Genomic DNA, 13163 nt, shown 5'->3' on the forward strand with positions numbered 1-13163 from the left:
AACTCGTAATTCGTAATTTACTGATTTAATATTACGTTAGCTCACATAGGGATTACTATCACTCTTTAGAATGAGTATGTGTGATTACAAGATGCCTCATTTAAGCTAATTTTTGCTTTATTTCTTCAGGGTTTCTAAATCCGATCGCGATCGCCTTACCATCTTTGACAAATAAAGGTCGTTTTAGCAACATTGAATCTTTGGCATAGGCTTCAATCCATTGGATATGTGACCATGTATCTTTTTCAGTGCCGAGTGATCGATAGGATTGTCCAGAGGTGTTTCGCATTACTCTTTCCCCTAATGCATTTACCCATTCGGCGATCGCAGTTCGAGATGGCGGATAGTCTTTGGTATTGATAAATTCGTAGGCAATTCCTTGATTGTCTAACCAAGCGATCGCTTTTTTGCAGGTTCCACAATTGGGTATGCCATAAACTTGAATAGACATAAATTTTCTCGGATTATGACTTGTTAAAAAAAGATACAGGGATAGGCAAGCCCACTCCTTTAGTGGCAGATAAAACACGACAAGGCAGCTTTGACTACCTACAGCTATTGTATGGTATTTATCGCAACCCTCAAATAGTGAGTAGGTGATTTGCGCCTACTCACTATTTGAGGATTGCAGCATTTATCGATATTCATCGGTTAAATACCTCGCAAAAAAATCATATGTTAAGTAATACCAATTCACAAAAGTGTGACAACACTTCTGTGAATTAAAAAGCAAACCCTGTAAGGGTTTTAAAAACACAAAGTGGCGTAGCCACTTTGTGTTTTGGTATAACATTATAGGTATTACCCTTTCCAGTTAACAAATGGTGGTGCATGGCTTTGCCGCGCCCCCCATTTGTTAATTTTATAACGCCTATTCTTTTAGTGGGAAGGGAGTAGTTGACATGGATATAGTCATAAAGATCGCTAATGCTTCCGTCTTCTACTGCGCAGAAATCGTTTGCGAAGTTCTTCTGCACCTAGTAAGATTGGTGGGCAGACCAGCAAAAATAGCCATTGCCATGATGTTAGTGGGGCTGTAGAGAAAATTTGTCTTAGGGACGAGACTTCAATAATTGAGATAATTAATATCCATTCTGTAGCAATTCCTAGCCAAATAAAAGGATTAGAAAAGAATCCTAATCGAAAGATGGAAGTTTGTTCGGAGCGGCAGGCGAAAACGTTCCCATCTTGACAGGCGACGATAATTGCTAGAGTCATCGTTGTAGCTTGAGCATAAATGAAGGTAATCTCTGGATTAGCAGTACGAGAAAGTATGGATGGCGCAATCGATTGCAATGATTTGAAGTCATAACCATAGCTGTGCCACACCCAAAAGAAACCAAGCATTCCTAATGCTGCTTCGATTAAGCCGAGGAAGCAGTAAGCGCGTAGAAGCAGAGACCGATCAAGAAGAGGTTGCGATTTTGCGCGAGGCGGTAACTGCATCGTTCCTAATTCCGCACGCTCGGTTCCTAAAGCTAGTGCAGGCAAAATATCCGTTCCTAAATCAACAATTAGAATTTGCATGATAATTAGGGCAGGAGGGATTTTGAGGATCACCATAGCGAGAAATGGTACTAGTTCCGCAACATTGGATGCCAGAATGTAGGTCATAAACTTACGAATATTTTGATACACGGATCGCCCTTGCTCGATCGCTACCACAATCGTGGCAAAGTTATCATCGGTTAGCACAATATCAGCAGCTTCCCGTGCCACATCCGTACCGTTCTGTCCCATCGCTACACCAATATTTGCAGCCCGTAAGGCAGGAGCATCATTTACTCCATCCCCTGTAACCGCAACGATTTCACCAATATCTTTGTAAGCTTGGACTAAACGCAATTTATGTTCAGGTGACATCCGCGCAAACACTAGTCCATGCCGATATTTCACAACTTGCCTTAGTTGCGCGTCGGAGAGATGTCCCATCCCTTCACCAGTGACTACCCGCACGCGATCTCCAACCAGTCCAATTTGACGGGCGATCGCTTCAGCAGTGAGTCCATAATCACCCGTGACCATCGTCACCTTAATCCCAGCTTGATGGCATTGGGCGATCGCCTTTGGTACTTCGTCACGGGGCGGATCGAACATGGCTACTAGACCAATAAAAATCAGATTCTGTTCTAATTCCTGTGCCTTGAGATCAATCAGTTCTTGCCCACCACGACGCGCCGCCAGTCCTAACACCCGAAATCCCTGCTTGGCTAAATCATCATTTGCTGTAACTACTTCTTGCCAATAGTCATGGGTCAATTCTTGCTGAACACCATCACGCAAAATCCAATGACAATGTTTGAGAACTTCTAATGGTGCGCCCTTGGTGAATGCAAGATTGGGAAGTTCATCTGCCCATAGTTCCGATGATTGCCAATTTAAAATGACGGTCATCATTAGTCGGCGAGAGTCAAAGGGAATTTCTCGTAACCGTGGAAACTTCTTTTGCAAATTCTCCAAATTTAGTTCTGCTTTTGCCGCAGCTACTAATAGAGCCGCTTCTGTCGGATCGCCAATTTCTTGCCAACGACTAGGTGCATTAAGATGCACTAAACGCGCATTAGAACACAGTGCTGAACCAATTAGCAGGATCTGAGCTTTCCACGTAATCTCGGAATCAGAGGGCATATTTACCTTGCCACTGGTGGGATCGTAGCCTGCGCCTGTGACTTCAATTAATCTATTGGTTTGCTGAGCATTGGTCTCAGCATTAGGTTCGGAATTATCGTTTAGATCTGGTTGTGTCGGTAGCCACAAATAACGCACCGTCATTTCATTTTTGGTTAATGTCCCAGTCTTATCGGTGCAAATAACCGTGGTAGCACTTAGAGACTCTACAGCCGAAAGCCTTCTCACTAGAGCATTTTTCCTTGCCATTCGCCGTACACCGATCGCTAAAGACAACGTTACAGTTGGTAATAATCCCTCTGGTACTAATGCAACAATGATCCCGATCGCAAAAATGAAGCTTTCTTTTACTTCTATACCGACCAGAAAGTAAGCCAGCACAAAGACAAGCACTCCCATACTGACTGCGATCGCGGTAATGATCCGCACAATTCGCGAAACTTGAATTTCTAACGTACTGGGCTCACGCTTTACCTCTGTAGTTAAATGGGCGACCTGTCCAAACTCAGTCTCAGCGCCCGTTGCATAGACAACTGCTACTGCTCGTCCTGCCGCTACCGTTGAACCTGCCAACACAAGGTTGGCAATTTCCGATGGATTCACTTTTTCCTGCATCGGCTGTTCGCCTTGACGTAGCATCGTTTTACCGCCACGCACTGACACTGTCTCGCGCAACCTCACTGGATAAGGACTTCGTGCTACGGGTAAAGATTCTCCCGTCATTACAGATACATCTAGATACAAACTTTCTGCTGATATCAACCGCGCATCGGCGGAAATGCGATCGCCTTCTTCCAATTGCATGACATCGCCACGCACCAGTTCCCTAGAGGGAATTTGCTTTAATTCACCGTCTCGATAAACTTTCACTTGCATCGGTAAAACTTTTTTGAGAGCTGATAGCGCTTTCTCCGCTTGAAACTCTTGCCAAAAGCTAAAGATGGCATTAATCCAGATCACTGACCAGACTGCCCAACCAAGTTCAGGAGTGCGGGAAATAAAGGCAAGAATCCCTGCGATCCAGAGTAGGAGAGCCATAAAATGAGTTAACTGATCGGCAAACCGCAACCACAAAGGACGATGGGCAGGTTCAGGCAATTCATTTGCACCAAATTTCTCTAATCGCGATTGCGCTTCTATTTGCGATAATCCATCGGCAGCAGTGCCAAGAGATTCGTATACTTCTTCAAAGGACAATGCCCATAGTGGCTGGTGAAGTGATGCCATGCTGGTCTACTCCTATTAATTCCTCATCTAGCGTTTTTCAATTGAATATGTACTCATTTGAAAATAAAAACTCAATCTCAGTGAGATTTTTGAGTTTTTATTTTGCCTAAGACAAAATGAAAATCACTATAAATATAAACCTAGCACCAGAGGCTTTAGCGAAATCTTAAGACTACGCCAAACGCCACAAAGATTATTGAAAGTGTTGTTTTACAACACTTTCAATAATCTTTGTGGCGTTTGTTTGATCGAACATTGCTGTATAATGACAACATGTTAGGCAAGCTACTTGATCGCCGCTATCGTATTATCAGAGAGTTAGCAGAAGGAGGTTTTTCGCAAACTTATCTTGCTGAAGATACTCGCTTGCCCAAAAATCCTCAATGCGTGGTCAAGCATCTTAATCCCACCATTGATGATCCTGTTTTCACCCAAAAGGCTTTGGAACTATTTAAAGCAGAAGCCGAAACATTACAAGAATTGGGAAAACATGATCTGATTCCCCAACTTTATGCATATTTTCAAGAGAGCAAAGAGTTCTATCTCGTTCAAGAATTTATCGCAGGACATCCCCTCAGCCAAGAAATGCCTCCTGGTAGTCAAATGGCTGAAGCCAGAGTTGCTCAAATCATAAAAGAAGTATTAGAAATCCTGCAATTTGTTCATAAGTACAATGTCATTCATCGCGATATCAAACCTAGTAATTTGATTCGTCGTCATAGTGATGGCAAACTAGTATTAATTGATTTTGGCACTGTAAAGCAAGTCCAAATGGAAGTAGCAAGCGCCCATCATAAAGCCAAGGTGACATTACCAATTGGTACGCCTGGGTATATGTCATACGAACAAGAGCGTGGTCAATCTGTATCAAATAGCGACATCTATTCTTTGGGGATGCTAGCACTGCAAGCTTTGACAGGTAAGCATCCTAGCCAGTTCCCAAGAGATCGCGACAATGAGATTACTTGGCGCAGCTATGCAAAAGTTAGTCGTGAATTCGCCGCAGTTTTAGATCGGATGGCACGTTGCAATCCACGCGATCGCTATCAGACAGTTGATGAAGTCCTAAAAGACATCGCGAAACTACCAAAACTAAGTACGGTTTCTCCTAGAATTACTGATGATCGGGAGGTTAAGTCAAATCCTCTATTATTGACATCTGCGATCGCTTTGTTAGCTTTAACTGGTGGAATTTATCTGTTTAGTACAGGATGGAACCCTCTCAAAAGCAATAGCCTGCCAATTAACAGCCTTAGTCCTACCCCCAGTCTTTCTGTCGCCACACCTGAGACTTCATCTTCTCCTTTAGTTCAGCCCTCAGCAGCACCTTTATCAGATCGCAAGGCTAACTATGGGCAATTAGGTATCTATCTCAAAGAAAAAAACTGGAAAGCCGCAGATCATGAAACCTATTTATTGCTTCTCAAAGCCGCAGGAAATCAATCTGAACGTGATGGAACATTTCACCCCGATGAATTTAATCAAATTACTTGTGCGGATCTAGTTTTAATTGATCAGTTATGGACACAGGCAAGCAATGGCAAGCAGGGATTAACAGCTCAGAAAAAGATTTACGAAGATTTTGCTAAAGATATTCGTAAAACATACGAAAACATTGGTTGGTTCAGTCCATCTGGTGAACTTGCGATCGATACTGCCTATGATCGCAAAACTACAAGATGGGAATACATTGAGGGTCGCCAGCCTAATTTTAAATCTCCGCCCGTTGGTCACCTGCCATTTTTGCTACGCGATCCCAACAAAAATTTTGAGCGCATGGCTACCTTATATCGATGCTCATCTTAATTTTTAAAAGGATAGAAATATGAGATTAAATTTGCGTAACCTATTTCTCTTATTAATAACTTCAAGCTCAATTAGCTCTGTAATGTTGAGTCCTCATGCTGCGATCGCTCAAGTTGCTGATGTCCCCAATCCCGATAGTAATGGGGACTTTAGATCCGCTTTTCAAAGGGGGAATCGTGGTTTCTATACCATTAGCAAATGGCTAGTCATACAACCAATGGGATCTGGTGTAGAAGATTATGCTTTAAATTGTCGATACACCCCGAATGGACAGATTAGGTCGCGGATTCAAAGAGGCGCGATCATTACGGCAGTTTTTAAAGGAACTCCAAATCTACATAGAGCTGAACCTCCTGAGCCATCTAGTGATGCGATCGCTTTAGACAGTGACGGCACTCCTTGGTTAAGAGTTAAGGGTTCACAGAATGAATTGGCTTATCCAGCTAAGCCAGCTAATTTTGATCAATTAGGTGAGTGCTATGTCAGAGCTACCTTAAAGTACATTGCCCCGATTAATCCTGATTCTCTGATGGCTTATAGCTCTAATACATATTGCAAGGAGCTGCCACTATATTGCCAACCCAAACTTCTAAAATGGTTGTCATTGGGGTACACCCCATAGTTACCGTGTAAAACCAGAAGATTTTAGTTGAGAGTGTTGCAAAGCAACACTCTCAACTAAAATCTTCTGGTTTTTATAAAAATCGTTTTTTTGAAAGCCCACCTTAGGTGGGCTTTCAAAAAAACGATTTTTATGATGAGAATTGCTGGACAAAAATCTTCTGGTTGGGCGAAACTGACCACTATAATTTACAGTTGTTATAGATAGGGTAAAGCTTTGCTCTGCGCTATGTTTGTTCCACACATCACATTTTGAGATATGTCATGCTCTGCCCGTTTTGTCAGCATACCGATAGCCGTGTTTTAGAATCTCGTTCGGCAGAGGCAGGCTGTAGTATTCGACGCAGACGCGAATGTCTTAATTGTCATCGTCGGTTTACTACTTACGAACGTATTGAGTTTGTGCCAATTACTGTTTTGAAGCGGGATGGAGCTAGTGAATCCTTCGATCGCTCTAAGCTCTTACGTGGCATGATTCGGGCTTGTGAAAAGACAGGGGTATCACAGACAACTTTAGAATCAATCATTGACGAAATCGAAGCACAACTCCAAGTACGCGATTGCCATCAAGTCTCAAGCGTAGAAATTGGTGAAATGGTGCTGCAATATTTACAGGATGTCAGTGAGGTTGCATATGTGAGATTTGCATCGGTATACCGACAATTTCGGGGGGTTCGAGATTTTGCCGAAGCTTTAAACCACTTTGCAGCAAATTAACGTCAAGTTTGTTGTTGTGTTAATTAAAATCAAACCAAACTATGATTGCCTTGCTATACATAGCTTTTGGGTTTCACAGTAGTGCCAAGCTATACCAAAAGAAATAACTTGTGACAAAAATTTGTAAAGAAAAGTTGAAATTTTTTATTGACCCTAGCTATAATAACTATGTTTTGTAATCCCGATCGCATTTCAGGGTCTAAATTAGGAGGTATCAATTTGGCAAGGAGACGTAAGCGCAAAAGTAGACGTCGCCAAGAAGGGCGCAAAATCCTAGAACATATTCCTCAATTTAGTATCGATAGCGGTGAAGACAAGCCTGTGACGGCTGCACGAAAGTACATTCATACACATGGTATTCTTCCCCCAGCACTGTTGCTTGTAAGACGTAACGAGCATACAACAGATCGATACTTCTGGGCGGAAAAAGGACTATTTGGAGCACAGTATGTTGAAGAAAATCACTTCTTGTTCCCTAGTCTGAAACCACCCGAAGAAAGAGAAGTTGCACTAGCTGGATGTAGATAAATTTTTATCAGTCTATTTAGAGCAAGCAAATATCTCGATTTTTCTATTGGTCACTTTTTAATCAATTTTATATATACATGCTTATTTCTTCTACAAACGGCGTTCACCGTGGCAATGTGAAGAAATCTGGATTTATTTATAAACTTCTTTAAAAAGTAAATTTCTTATTCTAAGTATGTTTGATTTGTTTTCTTATTAAATATACTTAAAATTTTTACAGTTATTTAGGTAGCTGCAAAATGGGGATTTTTATTTATCTATACAGATATTAACTGTTGAGCTATTTTATTACATCTTCCAGAAGTGAAATGTCACTTCTGGATTTTTTTGGGTTTGTAGAAAGGGGGATCTCAAGCCTTTCTTTCAAAGTCTACTTTATGGCGTAAAGCGCTGTTAAAGGCTGTTTAGGTTTCATGTATCACAAGAAATTTTTTAAAAGTGTTGCTTTGCAACACTTTTAAAAAATTTCTTGGGTTTTGATAAAGCAAAAAGCGCTGTAATTATCTCTAACTCGCAATAATGTTAGAATACAAAATGTTACAAAAATTGCATGAACTGCATAGGCTAGAAATCTAGGTAATTACAAATATGGCAGTCAAACCAGATTGGTTGCGAGTTAAAGCCCCTCAATGGGAGCGCGTTGGGAATGTTAAAGAAGTCTTGCGCGATTTGGGGCTAAATACTGTTTGCGAAGAAGCATCTTGTCCAAACATTGGCGAATGCTTTAACCAAGGTACTGCCACATTTTTGATTATGGGGCCAGCTTGTACTCGCGCTTGTCCTTACTGCGATATTGACTTTGAGAAAAAGCCTCAAGCTCTCGATCCGATGGAGCCAATTAATTTGGGTGAAGCAGTACGTCGGATGAAGCTTAAGCATGTCGTCGTTACTTCTGTTAATCGGGATGATTTGCCAGATGGCGGTGCTTCCCAGTTTGTACGGTGCATCGAAGAGATTCGGAAGTTGATGCCACAAACGACAATTGAACTGCTTATTCCTGATCTTTGTGCTAATTGGGAAGCCTTAGAAACGATTTTGGCAGCCCGACCTCATGTACTTAATCACAATACTGAGACTGTGCCACGGCTTTACCGACGAGTGCGTCCACAGGGAGAATATCAACGCAGTTTAGAACTATTACGACGAGCTCGTGAAATAGCGCCTTGGGTATATACCAAGTCAGGCATTATGGTAGGAATGAGCGAAACCAACGAAGAGGTTTTGGAGGTGATGCGTGATTTGCGAACAGTTGATTGCGATATTATTACCATTGGCCAATATCTACAACCTTCGGCAAAGCATTTGACTTTGCATGAGTTCGTAACGCCTGAGCAGTTTGAAGCATGGCGGATTGCTGGTGAAGCTATGGGATTTCTACAAGTGGTGTCTTCGCCGCTTACGCGCAGTTCTTATCATGCAGAACAGGTACAAGCGTTAATGAAGCTATACCCAAAAGTTTAACGAAATCAATGGAAAATCGAATAAATGCAAGTACCTAGTCCTAGTAACTGGATAACAGTTACCGAGTCAAATTTTGCTTGGGAGAGAGAAGCTCTCGAATATATACGGCAGCATTTTCCAAACTGTGAACCGTATAGGGCTTGGTCAAATTTTGAATTTATTGCTAGTGATGGCAGTATTAACGAGATCGATTTGCTAACGTTTACGACTCAAGGGGTGTTTTTAGTAGAGATTAAAAGCCGTCCAGGGAGACTATCTGGAGATGCTGGAACTTGGTCTTGGGAGAATGATGGCAAGTCTCGCGCTTATGACAATCCGTTGATTTTGGCAAATAGCAAAGCTAAGAAATTACGATCGCTACTTGGATCTCAAAAAGCATTTCGTGGAAAGTATAAGTTGCCATTTATCGAAGCCTTAGTTTTTTGTTCTGCTCCTGATTTGAAGTGTGATTTAAAGGATAATGCTCGATTTCGGATTTGTTTACGCGATCGCTTAGCGACAGCGACTACACCAATGCGAGCGGGAATTATGGCAGCTTTATTGAAACGGGATTGCCCTGGGCTAGACGAACAACCTAAAGGGATACACGATCGTCCGACGAGTAAAGCCTTTGCCCTAGCAATGGAACAAGCTGGAATTCGCGTATCTCAGCAACAACGCAGGGTTAGTGATTACAATCTTGAGTCACAGATTGGAGAGGGGCTGGGCTATCAGGATTGGCTTGCAAAGCATGTTAGCTTACCGAACTCCGTAAGGCGAGTGCGGTTGTATCTGGTGCATAGTAACTGGCCAGATGTGCAAAAAAAAATTGTCGAACGAGCTGCATTACGGGAATTTCAGTTACTCGAATCCTTGCAGCATCCTGGGATTTTACGGGCTTATGGTTATACAGAGCATCAGCTTGGCTCGGCAATTATTTTCGATCACGATCCTTCTTCAATGCGATTAGATCTCTATCTAGTTCAGCATAAGGACATTTTAAGCGTGGATATTCGGTTAGATCTATTACGGCAAATTACCGAAGCTGTGGCTTATGCCCATCAGAAACGAGTTGTTCATCGTGCACTCTGTCCGCAAAGCATTTTTGTAGTGCAGCTATCTCGACAAAGGCGACAAATCAAAATTCTCAATTGGCAGGTTGGCTATCGTGGCGATGCTTCGACAACGGGTGGGGAGATGGCGATCGCCGCAACTAGTCATGTGGAAGTACTAGTTGATGACATCAGTAAGGCATATCTCGCTCCAGAAGCTCTATCTAACATAAGTGAGGGAGAACATCTTGACGTTTTTTCCTTAGGAGCGATCGCTTATCATCTATTCTCTGGGAAGCCACCTGCTAGTGATGGCGCAGAACTCAGCAACAAGTTAAGAGCGACGAAGGGATTACAAATCAGTGGTGTAATTGACGGGGTGGGCAAGGAATTACAGGATCTGATTCAGTTGAGTACCCATCCTGATGTGAGTTTGCGGATCGACTCCACAGTGGAGTTTCTTGAGCGTTTGGAATTGGTTGAAGAGGAATTGACCACTCCTAGCGAACAGTTTGTCGAAGATCCAATTGTTGCGCAAAAAGGAGATATTCTAGCGGGAGGTTTTCAGATATTGCATCGTCTAGGTCAGGGAGGGTCAGCGATCGCTTTTTTAGTTGAGCTCGATGGTCAAGAGTTTGTAATCAAGGTTGCGAACGATCCTGAGTATAACGATCGCCTACGCGGTGAATCCGAAGTTTTACAAAAGCTACATCACGAGGCAATTGTAGAGTTTCGTGGAACTTCGATGATTGGCGATCGCTTTGCCTTTTTGATGAACCCGATCTATGTCGAGAAAAAAGCTGAGAAAAAAATCGAAACCTTAGGACAAAGACTGCGCCGAGAAGGAAGACTACATTTAGAATTACTAGAGCGATTTGGAGAAGATTTGCTCAATGCGGTGCGCTATTTGGAAGATCAAAAGCTCTATCACCGTGATATCAAACCCGATAATATCGCCGTTGGTCAGGTGGGACGGGGCGATCGCCTCCATGCGGTTTTGTTTGATTTTTCACTTTCCAAAGTACCAATAGATCAGATTCGAGCGGGAACTACGGGCTATCTCGATCCATTACTACCCCTAAGAAAACCACCGATCTGGGATAGCTATGCAGAACGCTATGCTGTCGCTATTACTCTGTATGAATTGGCGACAGGGACGATTCCGAAATGGGGAGATGGTATTAGCGATCCTTCTTTTTTGGAATGCGAGATTACGATTGATGCAGAGTTATTTGATTTGGCTTTACGAGATAGCCTGCCAGAGTTTTTTGCTAAGTCACTAAAGCGCAATTTTGCCGATCGCTTTGATAATGCAGAACAAATGCTGCGGGAATGGCGGGAATGTTTTGCGGGACTAGAACCATCGGGAGCAACTCTCACAGAAGAAGAGCGCATCAACCTACAAGAGCAAATTGCGATCGCTACAGAGGATACTCCCATCGCTGAGCTGGGGCTAGGAGCGAGGGCATTGCAAGCACTCGATCGCCACAACATATTGACAGTTAAGGAATTGCTATCAGTACAGACAGCTTGGCTGGTGAGTCTGCGGGGTGTCGGGAATAAAACTAGGCGTGAGATTGCTGATGTTGTCAAACAGTTCCGCGATCGCATGGATATCACCGAAGTAGAGCTTAGTAAGGTGGGCTATCAGCCTATATCGCAGAATGTGGTCGATCCTAGCAAGCTCAGTATTAATACGCTGGTGCAACGCATCATCCGCGCTAGTGGCAAAGGGTCACCGAAATCTAAAAGTAGTTGGGCGAAGGATTCGGCAATTGTGAAATTGCGAAGTGATGTCGCCGACATTTTGGCGGCGGCAGGATTGGTGATGTCGCTAGACGAGGCGGCGACGGCGATTTTGGTGGCGAGGGGTTCGGATTATGATGAGCCGCAACGCACTAACTATGCGATCGCTATTTTGCGAATTGTTTTAGAAGTGGAAGCGGAGATGGCAAAACCTCGGTTTAAGCTTTATGAAAATAAGCTAGATGATAATCAAGATGACGCGAAGCCTTCTCTAGCATCGCCTTTGATCGCTGCTGATATCGAAGCCTTTAACTATGCGATCGCCTTGGGGCAGGTCGCTGATCGCTTGGCACAAAGCGATCCACTGTTACCGCCAAGTCGATCAATTTCGCAATTGAGGGAAATTTCTGTACCTGTGACGATGGAGACTCTGAATGAGTCTAGACTGATGCGGTTGGCGGCGGTGGCTTCGTATCAGGCGGCGCTATCTAGTCGGCAAGAGTTTTATCCGCGTGGCATGGAAGCAGAACGGGCACTCAAATTGTCCCAAGGCGCGTTATTTGGGGTAAATAATCTGACGGTCGTGGAAATCCGCGATCGCATTGCTAGTCGCTATCCCGCAGCTGAGAAGATACCAGACCATCCGCAACTTGATGAATTGCTGACGGCAGCAGGGTTAGAATTTCGCTGGGATGCAACGGGGGCAAAAGGTTGGGGCTGCTATGTGAATCGCTTGTTTAGTCCTTATTCTGATTCGTCTTCTGTAAATTCCTTTTCACGGCAACCGACGGCTTTGGGTACGCTGATTTTGGGTGAGATCGATGAGGCGGCGGCTGATGCACGGTTATTTGAGGAGAAGTTGCAACGTGGAATTAAGCAGGGATCTTTTTTGGTGATGCTGGTTTTGCCAACCTATTACCAACAGGCGATCGCGGAAATCTCTAACCGATTGCCCGTGGTACATCTTAGTTTTGAGGATATGCTGCTCGATGCTTTGCAAGAGGTTGCTGATGCTGCTAAGGTCAACTGGGAGTTGGTAATTGAGACTGATGCAAAACCCGATGAAGGGGATTGGGACAAGTTATTATTGCTGGTTGATCGCGCATTAGCCTTAGTCGATCGACGATTAGCTGCGGCTAATTGCACGGTTTTATTAAGCTATGTGGGAATGCTGGCAAGGTATGATCGCTTGAATTGGCTTGAGAAATGGCGAGATCGGGTGGGTGATGATTTGGCTGGTTTATGGGTTTTAGTGCCAGGCGATCGGCAAGCATTTTTAGAAGGTAAAGCGATTCCCTTATTGAGTCCTTCGCAGAAAGTAACCGTTCCCAAAGGCTGGCTAGAAAATCGACATCGGGCAGTCAGCCCAGACTTACAATAGTTGCCTTGGCTATGATT

The 13163-nt window shown here is 43.4% G+C and carries 8 protein-coding genes; 6 read left to right on the plus strand and 2 right to left on the minus strand.

The features are described 5' to 3' along the window. Positions 1 to 100: 100 nt before the first annotated feature. Both PseudUWO311_RS04070 and PseudUWO311_RS04075 read right to left on the minus strand, forming a co-directional pair. Positions 101 to 451, minus strand: a complete 351-nt coding sequence (locus tag PseudUWO311_RS04070) for a Spx/MgsR family RNA polymerase-binding regulatory protein (protein WP_103669468.1) — start codon at positions 449 to 451, stop codon at positions 101 to 103. 473 nt (positions 452 to 924) lie between these two features. After that, the gene (locus PseudUWO311_RS04075; RefSeq protein ID WP_142653803.1) at positions 925 to 3855 is read right to left on the minus strand and encodes a cation-translocating P-type ATPase; all 2931 of its coding nucleotides are present in this window, start codon (positions 3853 to 3855) and stop codon (positions 925 to 927) included. Positions 3856 to 4128: 273 nt separating this feature from the next. Between PseudUWO311_RS04075 and PseudUWO311_RS04080 the strand changes: the two genes are divergently transcribed. The 6 genes from PseudUWO311_RS04080 (at position 4129) to pglW (ending at position 13146) form a co-directional block, all read left to right on the plus strand. Then, positions 4129 to 5661: a serine/threonine-protein kinase gene (locus PseudUWO311_RS04080; protein ID WP_142653805.1), complete on the plus strand. Its 1533-nt coding sequence runs from the start codon at positions 4129 to 4131 to the stop codon at positions 5659 to 5661. Between the two features lie 19 nt (positions 5662 to 5680). Then, positions 5681 to 6283: a hypothetical protein gene (locus PseudUWO311_RS04085; protein ID WP_142653807.1), complete on the plus strand. Its 603-nt coding sequence runs from the start codon at positions 5681 to 5683 to the stop codon at positions 6281 to 6283. Between the two features lie 263 nt (positions 6284 to 6546). Next, on the plus strand, positions 6547 to 6999 hold the full coding sequence (nrdR, locus tag PseudUWO311_RS04090) for a transcriptional regulator NrdR (protein WP_142653809.1): 453 nt from the start codon (positions 6547 to 6549) through the stop codon (positions 6997 to 6999). A 168-nt stretch (positions 7000 to 7167) separates the two neighbouring features. After that, positions 7168 to 7527: a DUF3155 domain-containing protein gene (locus PseudUWO311_RS04095; RefSeq protein WP_142653811.1), complete on the plus strand. Its 360-nt coding sequence runs from the start codon at positions 7168 to 7170 to the stop codon at positions 7525 to 7527. 588 nt (positions 7528 to 8115) lie between these two features. After that, a complete protein-coding gene (gene lipA, locus PseudUWO311_RS04100; protein ID WP_142653812.1) occupies positions 8116 to 8988 on the plus strand; it encodes a lipoyl synthase in 873 nt (290 codons plus the stop codon). A 24-nt stretch (positions 8989 to 9012) separates the two neighbouring features. After that, on the plus strand, positions 9013 to 13146 hold the full coding sequence (gene pglW, locus PseudUWO311_RS04105) for a BREX system serine/threonine kinase PglW (RefSeq protein WP_142653814.1): 4134 nt from the start codon (positions 9013 to 9015) through the stop codon (positions 13144 to 13146). The last annotated feature ends 17 nt before the right edge of the window (positions 13147 to 13163 follow it).

Origin of the sequence: Pseudanabaena sp. UWO311, assembly GCF_006937785.1 — a bacterium.
GTDB lineage: Bacteria > Cyanobacteriota > Cyanobacteriia > Pseudanabaenales > Pseudanabaenaceae > Pseudanabaena.

What these genes read in the sequence shown, in the direction of transcription:
- PseudUWO311_RS04070 (WP_103669468.1), bottom strand. Translation starts at nt 451, where the DNA reads ATGTCTATTCAAGTTTATGGCATACCCAATTGTGGAACCTGCAAAAAA.
- PseudUWO311_RS04075 (WP_142653803.1), bottom strand. Translation starts at nt 3,855, where the DNA reads ATGGCATCACTTCACCAGCCACTATGGGCATTGTCCTTTGAAGAAGTA.
- PseudUWO311_RS04080 (WP_142653805.1), top strand. Translation starts at nt 4,129, where the DNA reads ATGTTAGGCAAGCTACTTGATCGCCGCTATCGTATTATCAGAGAGTTA.
- PseudUWO311_RS04085 (WP_142653807.1), top strand. Translation starts at nt 5,681, where the DNA reads ATGAGATTAAATTTGCGTAACCTATTTCTCTTATTAATAACTTCAAGC.
- nrdR (WP_142653809.1), top strand. Translation starts at nt 6,547, where the DNA reads ATGCTCTGCCCGTTTTGTCAGCATACCGATAGCCGTGTTTTAGAATCT.
- PseudUWO311_RS04095 (WP_142653811.1), top strand. Translation starts at nt 7,168, where the DNA reads ATGTTTTGTAATCCCGATCGCATTTCAGGGTCTAAATTAGGAGGTATC.
- lipA (WP_142653812.1), top strand. Translation starts at nt 8,116, where the DNA reads ATGGCAGTCAAACCAGATTGGTTGCGAGTTAAAGCCCCTCAATGGGAG.
- pglW (WP_142653814.1), top strand. Translation starts at nt 9,013, where the DNA reads ATGCAAGTACCTAGTCCTAGTAACTGGATAACAGTTACCGAGTCAAAT.